The following is a 13,385-nucleotide window of genomic DNA, read 5'->3' on the forward strand; positions in this document are numbered from 1 at the left end:
ATTCTCCTTTACAGGTACCGTTCCAAGGCACAGGCACTGATGTCGATGCCTACCTTATCTGTTGCCTCGTTCCGTCCAAATTGTGAAGTGTCTTGGGTTAACCCTAGGGCCACATTGGCCTGTCCGGCGAGCGCAGAGAGTAAAACCCCGTGGCGGAAATATCCGGTCGAAATGACCACGTTGGACCCGACCGTGCCCAGCAGCGGGAGATCGTCCGGGGTGGCCGGTCGAGCCCCAGCGAGGGCCTCGATAAATTCGCACTCCTCCAGCCCCGGTACGATGCGAATCGCATCCCGCAACAGCGTATACACCCCATCGACGCCGGCACGGGTGCGCTGATCTTCTCGGCTGGTGGCGCCCACGGCAATGGTGTGATCGGTGCGCGGAATGACGTAAATAGGGCGGTCCTCGACGAAACCGCGAATGACGCGATCGACTGGGGCCGGCTGGTCGTTTGGAACCGCCAAACGCACTAGGTCGCCCCAGACTGGACGCAACGGCAAGACGGGCACACCGGCGATGTGCTGGGCGCCTAGGCCATTGCAGACATAGACGCTCCCGCTGACCTCGACGACATCATTGGTGGCCAGGCGCACCGCGGTACAGCGCGCCGAGTCAAAGGTCAGTGCCGTTGCCCGTTGCTTTATCAGTCGCACCCCGGCTTCTTGGAGTACCTGAAGCGATGCCACACAAAACAATCGTGGATTGACCTGGTGATCTCCCGGGATTTCCACTGCCCCCGCCAACTGCGGGGAAAGTCCCGGCTCTAAGGTCCGGGCCTGGCGTATGGTGATGCGGCGGACGTCCATGCCGTGGTGGGTCTGATGCGCGTGGAGCTCAGATACGTGGGTCGCATCGGCCCGATCAGCGGCGACAACGAGCGTGGATTCGGACCGATATCCTGTCGGCAGTGTGGTGCGTTCCCGGATCCAGTCCACCACCTGTGGCCAGAGTTCAGCCGAACGCACCATGAGCGGATACAGCTTTTCTTGTCCATATTGGACCTCCGCCACCGGGGCGAGCATGCCTCCAGCCACGCGGGAGGCACCACTGATGGGGTGGGCGTCGACGAGCGCGATGTCTTGAGCGGGAACCCCGTGGCGTAACAACTCGATTGCGGTTGTCAGCCCAATAATGCCGGCACCAATGATGAGGTGCCCAACGGGGGAGACAAGGCGGGTAGCGGAGGCGTTCGTCGTCATCGGGTGATCCCCCGGGTTGCAAAGGCCTGGTTGACTTCCTGGGCAACGGCCGCGGGGTCTTCAGCCTGCATGAAGCCTCGTACAATAGCGACACCGGCGACCCCCGTGGCGGCCAAATCGCCCGCATCCTCGGCGCGCACGCTACCGATTGCTACCACCGGAACTCGGCAGGCCTCGACGAGGGCGGGATACCCCTCTAGTCCTAAGGGCTCGCGTCCGGAGTCCTTGGTAGGTGTTGGGTGAAAGGGCCCAGCGCCCACATAGTCAATGACATCGGCATACTCGTTGGCCTGTTCAACCAGTGGCAGTGTGCCGGTGGTTAGTCCGATGATGGCTTGAGGCCCCAAGACCCGCCGGGCGAGTCTGGGGTCCAAATCATCTTGGCCTAGGTGTACTCCGTGAACATGGTGGTCTGGCATCAGCGCGACTGCGATATCGACGCGATCATCGATGACCACTTTGGTCTGCGGGTTGACCTCTTCGACCGCAACTGCAATGTTGACCGAAAGCCGGGTCAGGGCACGGACGCTAATCGGCTTACTCCGAACCTGTACGATGCCCGCGCCACCAGCAACCGCGCGCCGAGCAATATCCACGATCGCTTCTATTTCAGCTTCATCTGGCTCGGGAGTGGGGTGGGGCACGGTTCGTCCGGTCACGAAGTAGCACTCCAGGAAGCTCTCGTTCGGGTGTTTGCTTTGATCCAACCGCTCGTTCCTTCAGATCGATCCGGATGTCGCTACCCCATACGACTGTGGTCTCAGACACTTTAACGACTACCGCAACGGATCAGCGCGGAACAAGGGACGGACTGGCTGATGACGATACGGTGTCGCCTCGAGGTACTACTCTACGCTGAGCCCGGCACACGAGAGCACTCTGTGATGAACCCGGCTCGAACTGAAGAAGAGATTCGAGGGGTTGACATCAAACGATCCCTGTGGCGTTATGTCAACCAAGAAGTTATTCAGATATGTCATGTTTTTGAGATGACAGAGAACTCGGAGAGGAAGTGATGATGAACCGACCCGAGATTGAACCAGAACCGAGGATGAACCAACCCAGGATCGAACCAGAACTGCTGTGGGAGGAACGGTTCGGGGATCCGATCGTGATGCAACGCAAACACGATCGGTGGCAGGCCCAACAGGACGCATGGGACGAGGATCCCAACGTGTGGCAGAACCCGTTGGAGGAGACCCCGTATCTGCAGTCTCTGGTGGAGATGTACCACGAGGAGACAGTGGACGGGGAGTTTCCGTCGGTGCTGGATCGGGCACTGGAACTTCCGAGGTTTCAGGACGTGACCGAGGAATTCAGGAACTATCTGAAGGCGATCGTGATCAGCCACGAAGTACAGTTGCGTCGGGAACGAGTGCGACCGTTCAAGCTGGAAGAGATGGAGAGACAGAGCTTGAAGTGGCAGAAGGAGACGATGATGCAGTTGGACGTGTTGATGCGTCGGGCGTTCGACTGGATGAAGTCTCAGGGGATGGACCCGATGCCAGGCCACGAGACGATGCCAGTAGTGATGAACGAGCAGATGTATCAGAGAGCACTACAGCGTCAGAAGGAACACCAACAGGTCTCACCGAGTAACAGAGTCAGAGAGCAGAAGAACACTGCCGACGAAACCTGGGGGATGGTAGGTAATGAACTCGGTATCGCGTGAGTCCTGTACCCGGAGCTCGTTCTGAACTGTTCCGCTGACCTGATTGGTATATTCGCCCTTGATGTTGCTCCTCGTGATTGGTGGCCTCGCGCTCTTAGACTCCACGGCTTTCGGGACACTGCTCATTCCGGTGTGGTTGACGATGGCACCGGGACAGTTCCGCTTTGGTCGTATTGCGACCTACCTAGCTGTCGTGGCGCTGAGTTACTACGCGATTGGTCTGGCCCTCCTATTAGGTGCTGACGCTCTGTTTGCTCGGTACCGGTCAGTATTTGAATCGGAGGGGTTCTCTTGGATTCTGGTGTTCATCGGGGCCCTGGCTGTCATGATTGGGGTGTTTCTGATGTGGCGTGATCGCCGAAGAAACCGCGTCCGGAAGGCGCCGAAGCGAGGCCCAGGCGTCTTGCGGAGAATCAGAGACCACATCATGCAGTCCGAGAGTTCGGGGTTGAAATCGGCGTCCTTAATGACAAGCCTCGCTCTGACAGCAGTGGTGTTGGAGGTGGCCACCATGCTTCCCTATCTGGCGGCGATCGGCATCTTGGTCGCTCAGGAGCTGAGTCTGTGGCAATCGGCTAGTCTGCTGGCCCTGTATTGTGTGGTGATGATTATGCCAGCCTTACTGCTGGCGCTGGGGCGGTGTTTTTTCCCGAAGACAGTCTCCGGGCCCCTGACGACGCTCGACGAGTTACTTTCTGAACAGGCGACATCCTCCAGCGCGGGATTTACCGCAATTTTCGGTGTCGTTATCGCAGGAATTGGTATCTTTGAGCTGCTTTAGCGCCAGATTTCGCCACAGGTGAGCGGTGGAGGCAAGCGTGCCGTTTGTGTGAGGAGGTTGACATTTCCTGAACAGTGTTCAAGGATTGAACAGTGTTCAACTACGGATTACTCGCAGACCGCGTTGAAAACGGTGAAGTCATTTCCGCTGACGACGCGATGGAAATTTTGACCAGTCCAGATACTGACTTGATGGAGCTCGTCAGCGCTACGAGTCGCTTGCGCAGAAAGTACTTTGGCAACCAGGTCAAGGTTAACTACCTAGTGAACCTGAAGTCTGGTCTGTGCCCTGAAGACTGTGGTTATTGCTCACAGCGCTTGGGGTCAGGCACCGAGATTCTCAAGTACTCCTGGCTTGATGCTGATGAAGCACGGCGACAAGCTGAATTCGGGCTCGCCGGTGGAGCCTCGCGCGTGTGCTTGGTGGCCTCCGGACGCGGGCCTTCGAATCGAGACATTAAGAAGGTCTCTGGGATGGTAGAGGACATCAAATCGGCCAATCCCGGTGTTGAGGTGTGTGCCTGCTTGGGCTTCCTCAAAGACGGGCAGGCGGAACGATTGAAAGAAGCAGGAGTAGATGCCTATAACCACAACCTCAATACCGCTGAGTCACATTACGGCAATATCTGCACCACTCATACCTTTGCTGACCGCGTTGATACTGTCGGTAAGGCCCGAAATGCTGGATTGTCACCGTGCTCGGGTCTGATTGTGGGTATGGGCGAAACCAATGAGCAGATCATCGAAACCATTGAGTCGCTCCGGGACGTCGACTCAGACTCGATTCCGGTCAACTTCCTGATCCCCTTTGAAGGCACCCCTCTTGCGGGGACCAATTATCTCACCCCACAGCAATGCATGCGCATCCTGTGCGCTGTGCGGTTTATGTGTCCTGACCGCGAACTGCGGATCGCGGGTGGTCGAGAAATGCACTTGCGCTCGCTACAGCCACTATCGCTCCATGTGGCTAACTCATTATTCTTGGGAGACTATCTCACCTCAGAGGGGCAACCGGCTGAAGAAGATCTTGACATGATCGTCGATGGCGGATTCTCTATCGTGGGCACTGAAGATGCACAACAATTACGTGACGAGCTCAAAGCACACCGTGCTGCGCATCTGGCTGCTGTATCAACCGATCCCCAGCCGGCTCAGAAGGTCAACGAATCTGTGGCTACGGCGGCGTCGGAGTCCTTGCCTTGCGGTAAACCGCGTCCCACGGTCACAGGCCACGAGACAGACCCCGACGGTGTGTTGATTCCGTCGATCCGGTTGCGGGGAGCTGGGACTGACTACGCGCCGAATGCCTAATTTACGCCTCTGGCCGGTTGGAATCCTGCGAAGTTCCGTACGATTGGAGTGCGGGGCCATCGAGCCGGAAGACGTGCCAGCCATCCATGGGGTAGGCCCCGAGGTGGCGGTAGAAATCAATGGAGGGTTGGTTCCAGTCCAGCACTGACCACTCGACCCGGCGGTAACCGCGCGCTACGGCAATACTGGCCAGATGCTGTAGTAGCGCCTTGCCGTATCCCTGGCCACGGTGTTGTGCACGCACGTAGAGGTCCTCGAGATAGATTCCGTGCGTCCCCTCCCACGTGGAATAGTTCAAAAACCATAATGCGAATCCAGCTAGCCGGCCGTCGCTGGGACCGGGCGCGTCAACGACGTGGGCGAAAATGGCAGGGTGCGGGCCGAAAAGATGGACTTGCAACTGCTCGGCAGTATTGCGGACGGCATCAGGCTCTTTCTCGTACACGGCAAGGGCCTGGATCATCTGAAGGATTTCGGCGGTATCTTGCGGACGCGCGGGGCGAATCGTTGGGCTCATGAGTGTCAGTTTAGGCCTCATACGCATCAATTCTCATAGCCTTCTCACAAACTCTCGATACGTTCAGACTCATCAGCCGGGGGAATAGCATCCTCGGGTCAAAACAGAATCACGACGAGATGTAATCCCGCAAGGAGGAGATTCTGATGATGACAACTACCACTACCCGCCATGTCACCACTGTTCTGGGGCTTAGCGTTCTGGGACTGGCCACGCTGACAGGTTGCTCGACCGAAGAACAAGGTACCGACACTTCAGCAAATGCCCCCGCTGAGCAGAGCGCAGACTCTGGGACCGAGGCGAACAACCAGAATGCTGGTGCCGACGCTGATGGCCAGGTGGAAGAAAACGACCAGTCAGACAGCGATGATCAGGATGATGACGCTAGTAGTGCCAACGACTCAAACGGTACCGCGGAAAGCGAGGACGCGGTCTTCGGCGTGATTGATGCGGCACTGAATGAATATAGTGATGGGGTGGTCATTGCAGTGGATCGCGAGGACTCTGGTGCAAGCTATGAAGTTGACGTAGTTTCTTCGGGTGCTCTTTATGAGTTGGTGATCACTCCAGAAGGTCAGGTCACCGAGACCGAGCAAGACGACGGCGATGACGACGATACGCAGAAAGCCGAACAAGCCACGGTCACCGCGGCTGAAGCAGCTCAGCAAGTCCTTCAGGGACGCGATGATGAAGCGATCGTCGACGAGCTGGAATTGGATGAGGACGATGACCAATTGCGGTGGGACGTTGACCTCGACGACACCAATGGCCAGGATCTTGCTGAAGAGACGGTGCCCGCTAACTAATCTGGTCATTGTGTGAATTCCCCCAGGCATTCAAGCCCAAGGTGTGAAATACTGAGAGAAACACGCTGAGTAGACGTTTGGTGCACCGACGAGGGCCCGATGGTTCTCGTCGGTGCACCGGTCATGATAGTTTGTTGCTGGTACTGAACACCTCCCGTGGAGAGTAGGAATTTTCGAATGGCTCAGAAGAGTGCCCCGACCGTCTCAGATCAGACTCGGTCCAGCTCGCTGATGGATCTGGCCACAACTGGCTCGCGCCTGGTGCCGAAACAGTTAAAGGACAACCTCCAACTACTAAAATCTCATGCCACTTCCAAAGGTGTGACCATCGGGGTAGGGGCCGGATTTGCGGTTGTCGGCCTCTTGTTCCTGTTTATCACCATCGTGGCCTTGATCGTGGCAATGATCGGAGGCTTTGCTACTCAAACCAATATCTGGGTTGCGGCACTCTGGACCGCTCTGGGAGCCTTCGTTCTGACTCTGATCCTGATCGGTATTGGCGCTTGGCGAATCATGGCTGCGATGCCTCTTGTTCCCGCTGACCTGATTCGCGGGGTCAAGCACGACATTGGATACCTCACGGAAGGTAACGCATTCGACCCAGTGGAGTTCGATCGCCTCGAGGCCGAAAAGGCCGAGCAGAAGAAGATCGATAAAGAGCGCGAGAAAGAACTCATCAAGCAGGCGCAGAAGGAACAAAAAGCCGCGATCAAGCGCGGTGAGGCACCGGAGGGCATTCCTGATATCAAGCCCAGCGATGACGAAATCCGCCACCGCATGGACTTGCGTCGCCGTCACCTCGGTGACATTCGCTCCGGCCTGAATGAGAAGACTGACGTCAAAGCCCAGCTGGCGACCTTCACCGACCACGCCCTGGGGCGCGTCGATTCGGCTACCCGTGCAGAACAGTTGCGTCCGGTTTCTTCCTACTCGACCGCGGCAGCAGCAGGCGAGAAAGTCAACGACGCAGGTGAATTCGTCAAAGACCGCTGGGCTCCATTGACTCTGCTGGGTGCTTCGGTGACTACTTTCGCTGTCTTAGTCCGTCGTCTGAACAAAAAGAAGGACTAACCCTGTGGCTCTTACCACCCGATGGAGCTCAGGACCGTCCTGATGCGACTGATTGGTGCAGGTACCCGCGACGATATTGACTATGTTGTCACCGACCGGTGGCTGACCATACCCAATATCATCACCTTTGTCCGGTTTTTGCTGGTGCCGGTCTTTGTCTGGTTGCTGGTCATTGATGAGTATGTCTGGGCATTCATCACTTTGGTGGTGTTGTTCTCCACCGACTGGATTGACGGATATTTAGCACGGCGACTGAACCAAATTTCCACGGTTGGAAAGTGGCTGGATCCGGTGGCCGACCGCATCGGGATTATCATCGTCGTGGTGTCGGTGGCACTGTCTGGTTTCGCTCCGTGGTGGTTAGCACTCAGCCTGATTGTGCCAGACCTGTTGCTGGCTATCCTGATGGCGTTCTTATTTCTGGGTAGCCCAGAACTTGAGGTCACAGTGCTGGGCAAGGTTCGCACCGCGTTGCTGATGATTGGTATCCCGGCCCTGGTCCTGGCCCAGGGAGTCGCTGAGTCTAACTGGTTGAACCTGATTGCTTACGTCTTTTTGATCCCTGGTAGTGCCGGTCACGTGCTGGCCGCGGTTGACTACGCCTGGCGAGGTATTCAAAAGTACAACTCGTTACGCTCCCAGAACATTAATCCGCGCCACCGTCGAAGCTGGTCCATGGCTTATACTCACGAGCCGAGTGAAGACCTCAGCCACGGACTGCACGAACGAGGTAGCTCGGCATCCGACTAAAAAAGGCGATTCGGTTGAGAACCGCCTTGTTGTCTGCTTCCATGACAGTCGTGCAACGAGTTGATATGTTAGCTAGCAAATATTCCCGTTGCCTATCCCGCATACCAAAGGAAGCTTGTGCCCGTACCTGAATCCGGCCCGCTGACCCTCCTGATCGCTGCCGATACCTATCCGCCAGACGTCAACGGGGCCGCAACCGTATGTTTCCGTCTTGCCACTGAACTGCATCGGCGCGGTCATCATGTCCACGTGGTCTCGGCCCGCAACGAGGCGGGGCCTGACACGGTCCAGTACCGCGACGAGGCAACCGTGCACCGTCTGAAGTCGTGTCCGGCGCCGACCCACGAAACCTATCGGCTGGTTTCGCGATCGCATGCGGGACAGGCGATTGGGGCGCTTTTGGATGAGATCAAACCTGATGTTGTACATGCGCAGTGCCACTACATGATCGGTGAGGCAGCGATCTTACAAGCTGAGAAGCGACGGATTCGTACCGTGTGCACCAATCACTTTATGCCGGAGAATTTGGACCCCTTCCTTCCGTTTCCGCAGTGGTTCCGTAATATTGTGTCGAAGAATTCCTGGCGCGATATGGGACGACTAATGGGTAAAGCCGTCGCCGTGACAACACCGACCCCGCTGTCAGCTCAAACGATGCGCGAGCGAGCGGGCCTAGATTTGGTGCTACCGGTTTCTAACGGCATTAATGCGGCAAAATATCAGCTTGCCGAGGGCGAAGAAATCCCCAAAAACCCATACCCGACGGTGTTGTTTGTCGGCCGGCTGGCCGTGGAGAAGAATATTGATGTGCTCCTGCGTGCGCTGAGCCATACTGGACCGGAGATTCATGCAGAAATCGTCGGTGACGGTGAGCAGCGGTACCGGTTGTGGGATCTGGCTGAGTCCCTGGGGGTCGATGATCGGGTCCGGTTTTTGGGTCATCTTAGTGATGAGGAACTGCGAGTCGCTTATTTGCGGGCCGATGCGTTCTGCCAACCAGGAACAGCTGAATTGCAGTCTTTGGTCTCTCTGGAGGCGATGAGCGCACAGAAGCCGGTGATCCTGGCCAACGCGTTGGCGCTCCCACATTTGGTCAATGAAGGAGAGAATGGGTATCTGTTCACTCCTGGCGACGCTGGAGACTTAGCGGATAAGTTGCAACGGGTTTTACTGGCAGCTCCGGCCGAACGCCAGAAGATGGGCGAGCGCTCGTATCAGATCGCATTGCGGCACTCTGAGTCCGCTAGCGTTGATGTGTTGGAAGCACTGTACCGTGGCGCCACCCTTGAAGAAGCAACTCAGTTGCTCCCCGAAGCTACGCTACGATAGATTCTTGAGCCTTGGGGCGTTAGCTCAGTTGGTCAGAGCAGAGGACTCATAATCCTTTTGTCGTGGGTTCAAGTCCCACACGCCCCACCAATTGCCATCTCACCAGGCAACCAATCTGATCAGGTGTGAGCCAGGTACCTTTTCGTGGGGAGAACGTCATCGAGAGAAGGAAGCCCATGACCACAACGTTGAGGCTGGTGATGGACGCTCGATACACCCGCACCGATTTCCACGACGGGATTTCTCGGTACGGGTCCTCCCTGATCGAAGCGGTGGCCGCCCAGCATCCTGTTTCCATGCTCATCAGCGATACCGCACAGCTCAAGCTCCTGCCCAATAATGTCCCGTGGGAGCTCATGCCCGCACCGACGTCTCCGGCCGAACCATTCATTGCTCGACGGATCAACGCATTAGAACCCGATGTGGTGTTTTCCCCTATGCAGACCATGGGGTCGTGGGGGAGGAACTACGGGCTGATTCTCACCCTGCACGACCTGATTTATTATCAACACCGCACCCCGCCACATGATTTGCCCGCCCCGGTGCGTGGACTGTGGCGACTCTATCACCTGGCCTACTGGCCGCAACGGCTGGTGCTGAACAGAGCGGATGCCGTGGCGACGGTGTCGCGTACCACGCAACGGCTCATGCGCAAACACCGGCTAACCACTCGTCCCATCACCGTGATCTCCAATGCGGCCCATGAGGTTTCCCAGCCCCGTGATCCACACCAGCAACCGGATAAATCATTGGTCTATATGGGCTCGTTCATGGACTACAAAAATGTCAACGAGCTCGTCCGGGCCATGGCAGAACTCCCTGAGTATCAGCTACATCTATTGTCAAAAATTTCACCACAACGGGAAGAAGAATTGGCTGCTGTCGCTGCTGAGGCCGGGGTTGGGTCCGAACAGGTGATCCTGCATCACGGTACATCCGAAGAGGAATATCACCAGCTCTTGCGCACTGCCACCGCCCTCGTGACATTGTCTCGTACCGAGGGTTTCGGCTTGCCACTGGCCGAAGCAATGGAAGAAGGAACCCCGGTGATTGTTTCCGATATCGAGATATTCCGGGATATCGCTGGGGAAGGACCGCACGCCCACTTTATCGATCTGCAGGACTCGGACTGGCTCTCTGACTTTGCACAGGCCGCTATCACGCTCAACCAGCCCGAACACTTCGCGCGGGCCTCGGTTGCAGCGCGAGAGCAATCGCAGTGCTACCGCTGGGAGGATTCGGCCCGTCGACTCATCGATCTGGCTTACCGCGTTCATGACCAGCGTCGCCGCGGTGCGTGACTCAGTGTTCCGGCGCGACCGGCGGATCATGGTCGAGTGGCCATAACACCGACGGCCGTTGCCATCCCAGCAACAATGACGGATCGATATAGCGATCTCGAAGCGTCGAGCCAATGCGCCATCCATCGGGAACTCGCACCCCCCAGTGCACGCACGAAACATCACAGTGGTCCACGCCCGGTTCAATCTCCCCGATGACATCCCCGGTCTGCACCGTTTCTCCGACCTCGAGCTCGGTCACCACCGGTTCGAACGATGACAACAGACCATTGGGGTGCTCAACTGTCACGACATGTCGGTCCACCACTTTCTGAGCCACCGTCACCCGCCCGTGAGCGGGAGCGACCACGGTGCCCGATGGAGCAACGAGATCTATCCCACGGTGGCCAGCGGACCACGGGGCAGTCGGTGGATCAAAACTGGTGACAATGTCCTGCGGACTCGCGCCGGGAACCGGTGGGTCCCATTGAGTGTCTGCTGGCAACACAGTCAGAGGCGATCTCGACACAGGGGAGTAGTGGGGAGTGGCGAGCACCGTCGCAGCCGGAAACAACCCCATCAGCCAGATCATCGCGAGTAGCCCAAGGAGTCGTCTGCCGATTTCACGACGCCCGGGAGCACGTTGGTCTCGCCGTGGAACTTCGGAACAAAAACGTTGTGTCGTCGTCATATCCGTAGCATCGTCCGCCACCAGTACTTGGATCCAGCAAGAAAGGGAACTGTGGATGAGGAAAGTCTTGTTCCCCGGGAGAGTGTAGATATGTCATGATGAGGACACGGTGAGCGCACATTCTCATTGAGGTCTCACGAAAAAACGACAGAATAGGCATCATGTCAACAGGTGGAAGGACAGCCCTGCTATGGGGTGGGTCGGCGGTAGCGCTGGCCGCCGTGATCATCGGTTTGGGCATGCTCTGGGTCAATCTCTCTGGTGGCTCGGATGAGGTGGAACTCAGTCCTCCGATTTCCGTGAATCAGACCCCCACCTCCTCTCAACACCGCCCATCCCAAGCCGTCGCCGACGAATCATCTGGACCCGTGCCCGCGACCTCATCTAAGATCACCGGTTCTTCTCAGAACCTCTCGTCCGAAGCTCAGCCAACAGAAACACCCGGCAATACCGAAGTAAACGAAGTGAGCCCGAAGAACGTTGGCCCACCGGCACCTTCGCCCTACCAGCCAGACGATGATGATGACGATGATGATGACGATGAAGACGGGGATGATGAGGACGATGATGACGACGACTAGGCCAGCGTGAACAAAGAGCAGCAAGCACCAGCTTGGAAACGGCTCTCGGTCCGCACCCGAGTGGTGCTGTTTTTGATCGCCATGACCCTACTAGCGCTGAGCCTGACGGGGGCATTGTCCTATCTCTTGCAGCGTGGCGCCTATCTTCAGCGCATGGACGACGGGCTGACCCGAACCGTTCACGAAGTGCGTATCTTGGCCGAACAGGGTGTAGACCCTGAAACGGGAGAGCCCTTTAACGAGTCAGACCAGCTGATCTACGTAGCCATGGCTCGGCACATGCCCGAAGCCCATGAAGGCATGCTGGGCCTGAACCGGAACGGGGTGGTCTGGACCGCTCATGAATCTGTGCCCACCCGCCTGGAACACGACCCAGAACTCGTGTCCTTGCTCGAACGTCGCGTTCAATCAGCGGAATTCACCGCGGTAACGTTGGAAACCGTGCGGACCGAGCTGACTACGTACCGGGTGGTCTCCATTCCGGTGTCTTTTTTTGAAGACCCCGAGCCGTCAGTATTGGTGGTTGCACAAGACCAGCGAGCAAGCCTGCAGGAAGTCAACCGCACTTTTATGACTTTCGGCATTACCGCTGGCGTGGTGGTCGTATTGATCGCCGTTGCCGGTTGGGTGCTGATTGGCAGACTCCTTGCACCACTCCGGCAACTTCAAGCCACCGCGGCCAAGATCTCGTCCGACGAGGACCTTGACCGCCGAGCGCCGGTGACTGGTGACGATGACGTTGCCCGTCTCTCTCAAGACGTCAATGCCATGCTCGATCGTCTCCAAGACAGTTTCTCGTCCCAACGACAGCTACTCGACGATGTGGGCCACGAAATTCGTACCCCGATGACCATCATTCAGGGCAATTTGGAACTGATGAAAAGTGACAATCCCGACGACGTGGAGAGAGTACGCGACATTTCTCTGCACGAGCTTGAACGAGCCACCCGGCTCACTGAAGACCTGATGACGCTAGCTACCTCAAACCGCCCAGATTTCGTGCAACCGATACCCGTAGACGTAGCCACGCTGACTCATGATGTCGCCCGAAAATCCGAACAGCTGGGCACGCGTACCTGGAGCGTAGCCGAAACCGCCGACGTGATCTATCCCTTAGATGAACACCGCATCACTCAAGCATGGTTACAACTCGCCGAGAATGCCGTCAAACACTCTGAACCCGATAGTGAAATCACGCTGGGCTCGCGCCTGGTCGAGCGCTTAGACAGTGGCGAGGTTCTCGACCGTAGCCTCGATCTCTGGATTACTGGCTCTTCACAATCGAGGGTGTAGACGGGGCTTGAATCCTCCGCTCTCGAGCAAGGACCTGGCGATGTAGTTGGTGAGATTCCGGAAGCCCAGGGCGGATCCGCGCAGGTGTTCGAGTCGTCCGTT

At 57.3% G+C, this 13,385-nt stretch carries 14 protein-coding genes and 1 tRNA gene; 11 read left to right on the forward strand and 4 right to left on the reverse strand.

What is annotated here, in order from left to right:
- Positions 1 to 8 precede the first annotated feature (8 nt).
- Both thiO and DCC25_RS10725 read right to left on the reverse strand, forming a co-directional pair.
- Positions 9 to 1,202 carry a glycine oxidase ThiO gene (gene thiO / locus DCC25_RS10720; RefSeq protein WP_110101676.1) on the reverse strand — a complete coding sequence of 398 codons (1,194 nt, stop codon included), beginning with the start codon at positions 1,200 to 1,202 and terminating at the stop codon, positions 9 to 11.
- Positions 1,199 to 1,909: a thiamine phosphate synthase gene (locus DCC25_RS10725; RefSeq protein ID WP_199445922.1), complete on the reverse strand. Its 711-nt coding sequence runs from the start codon at positions 1,907 to 1,909 to the stop codon at positions 1,199 to 1,201. The genes thiO and DCC25_RS10725 overlap by 4 nt, the downstream gene beginning before the upstream one ends.
- 344 nt (positions 1,910 to 2,253) lie before the next feature.
- Here DCC25_RS10725 and DCC25_RS10735 point away from each other — a divergent pair, with 344 nt between their 5' ends.
- The 3 genes from DCC25_RS10735 to bioB all read left to right on the forward strand — a co-directional run bounded on the left by DCC25_RS10735 (position 2,254) and on the right by bioB (position 4,965).
- Positions 2,254 to 2,874 (forward strand): hypothetical protein, encoded by a 621-nt coding sequence (locus DCC25_RS10735; protein WP_146206459.1) that lies wholly within the window; start codon positions 2,254 to 2,256, stop codon positions 2,872 to 2,874.
- Between the two features lie 61 nt (positions 2,875 to 2,935).
- Entirely contained in the window at positions 2,936 to 3,655 is a 720-nt protein-coding gene (locus DCC25_RS10740) for a GAP family protein (protein WP_110098732.1), read from the forward strand.
- A 158-nt stretch (positions 3,656 to 3,813) separates the two neighbouring features.
- The gene (bioB, locus tag DCC25_RS10745) at positions 3,814 to 4,965 is read left to right on the forward strand and encodes a biotin synthase BioB (protein WP_233488077.1); all 1,152 of its coding nucleotides are present in this window, start codon (positions 3,814 to 3,816) and stop codon (positions 4,963 to 4,965) included.
- Position 4,966: 1 nt separating this feature from the next.
- Here the strand turns inward: bioB and DCC25_RS10750 are convergent, their stop codons facing one another.
- Positions 4,967 to 5,482: a GNAT family N-acetyltransferase gene (locus tag DCC25_RS10750; protein ID WP_110098730.1), complete on the reverse strand. Its 516-nt coding sequence runs from the start codon at positions 5,480 to 5,482 to the stop codon at positions 4,967 to 4,969.
- 146 nt (positions 5,483 to 5,628) lie between these two features.
- Here DCC25_RS10750 and DCC25_RS10755 point away from each other — a divergent pair, with 146 nt between their 5' ends.
- From DCC25_RS10755 to DCC25_RS10780, 6 genes are all read left to right on the forward strand, one after another.
- Positions 5,629 to 6,288, forward strand: coding sequence for a hypothetical protein (locus DCC25_RS10755; RefSeq protein WP_110098729.1), 660 nt, complete (start codon positions 5,629 to 5,631; stop codon positions 6,286 to 6,288).
- Between the two features lie 177 nt (positions 6,289 to 6,465).
- Positions 6,466 to 7,359, forward strand: coding sequence for a phage holin family protein (locus DCC25_RS10760; RefSeq protein ID WP_110098728.1), 894 nt, complete (start codon positions 6,466 to 6,468; stop codon positions 7,357 to 7,359).
- 42 nt (positions 7,360 to 7,401) lie between these two features.
- Positions 7,402 to 8,109 (forward strand): CDP-alcohol phosphatidyltransferase family protein, encoded by a 708-nt coding sequence (locus tag DCC25_RS10765; RefSeq protein ID WP_110101686.1) that lies wholly within the window; start codon positions 7,402 to 7,404, stop codon positions 8,107 to 8,109.
- Positions 8,110 to 8,226: 117 nt separating this feature from the next.
- Complete coding sequence (locus DCC25_RS10770) at positions 8,227 to 9,438, forward strand: glycosyltransferase (RefSeq protein WP_110098727.1); 1,212 nt, start codon at positions 8,227 to 8,229, stop codon at positions 9,436 to 9,438.
- Between the two features lie 13 nt (positions 9,439 to 9,451).
- A tRNA-Ile gene (locus DCC25_RS10775) sits at positions 9,452 to 9,528 on the forward strand.
- 86 nt (positions 9,529 to 9,614) lie between these two features.
- Positions 9,615 to 10,739 carry a glycosyltransferase family 1 protein gene (locus DCC25_RS10780; RefSeq protein WP_233488076.1) on the forward strand — a complete coding sequence of 375 codons (1,125 nt, stop codon included), beginning with the start codon at positions 9,615 to 9,617 and terminating at the stop codon, positions 10,737 to 10,739.
- A gap of 1 nt (position 10,740) precedes the next feature.
- Here DCC25_RS10780 and DCC25_RS10785 read toward each other — a convergent pair whose 3' ends face one another.
- The gene (locus DCC25_RS10785) at positions 10,741 to 11,409 is read right to left on the reverse strand and encodes a M23 family metallopeptidase (protein WP_146206460.1); all 669 of its coding nucleotides are present in this window, start codon (positions 11,407 to 11,409) and stop codon (positions 10,741 to 10,743) included.
- A 161-nt stretch (positions 11,410 to 11,570) separates the two neighbouring features.
- Here DCC25_RS10785 and DCC25_RS10790 point away from each other — a divergent pair, with 161 nt between their 5' ends.
- Together DCC25_RS10790 and DCC25_RS10795 are read left to right on the forward strand one after the other, a co-directional pair.
- Positions 11,571 to 11,990: a hypothetical protein gene (locus DCC25_RS10790; RefSeq protein ID WP_110101681.1), complete on the forward strand. Its 420-nt coding sequence runs from the start codon at positions 11,571 to 11,573 to the stop codon at positions 11,988 to 11,990.
- Between the two features lie 6 nt (positions 11,991 to 11,996).
- Entirely contained in the window at positions 11,997 to 13,283 is a 1,287-nt protein-coding gene (locus DCC25_RS10795) for a histidine kinase dimerization/phospho-acceptor domain-containing protein (protein WP_110101682.1), read from the forward strand.
- Positions 13,284 to 13,385: the final 102 nt, after the last annotated feature.

Source organism: Auritidibacter sp. NML120636, from assembly GCF_003185945.1.
GTDB classification, from domain to species: domain Bacteria; phylum Actinomycetota; class Actinomycetes; order Actinomycetales; family Micrococcaceae; genus Auritidibacter; species Auritidibacter ignavus.

Bases quoted from the DNA above. Each gene is read 5' to 3' on its own strand.
- DCC25_RS10790 (WP_110101681.1), top strand. From the start codon at position 11,571: ATGTCAACAGGTGGAAGGACAGCCCTGCTATGGGGTGGGTCGGCGGTA.
- DCC25_RS10755 (WP_110098729.1), top strand. From the start codon at position 5,629: ATGATGACAACTACCACTACCCGCCATGTCACCACTGTTCTGGGGCTT.
- DCC25_RS10780 (WP_233488076.1), top strand. From the start codon at position 9,615: ATGACCACAACGTTGAGGCTGGTGATGGACGCTCGATACACCCGCACC.
- DCC25_RS10760 (WP_110098728.1), top strand. From the start codon at position 6,466: ATGGCTCAGAAGAGTGCCCCGACCGTCTCAGATCAGACTCGGTCCAGC.
- DCC25_RS10735 (WP_146206459.1), top strand. From the start codon at position 2,254: ATGAACCAACCCAGGATCGAACCAGAACTGCTGTGGGAGGAACGGTTC.
- thiO (WP_110101676.1), bottom strand. From the start codon at position 1,202: ATGACGACGAACGCCTCCGCTACCCGCCTTGTCTCCCCCGTTGGGCAC.
- DCC25_RS10785 (WP_146206460.1), bottom strand. From the start codon at position 11,409: ATGACGACGACACAACGTTTTTGTTCCGAAGTTCCACGGCGAGACCAA.
- DCC25_RS10765 (WP_110101686.1), top strand. From the start codon at position 7,402: ATGCGACTGATTGGTGCAGGTACCCGCGACGATATTGACTATGTTGTC.
- DCC25_RS10750 (WP_110098730.1), bottom strand. From the start codon at position 5,482: ATGAGCCCAACGATTCGCCCCGCGCGTCCGCAAGATACCGCCGAAATC.
- bioB (WP_233488077.1), top strand. From the start codon at position 3,814: ATGGAAATTTTGACCAGTCCAGATACTGACTTGATGGAGCTCGTCAGC.
- DCC25_RS10740 (WP_110098732.1), top strand. From the start codon at position 2,936: ATGTTGCTCCTCGTGATTGGTGGCCTCGCGCTCTTAGACTCCACGGCT.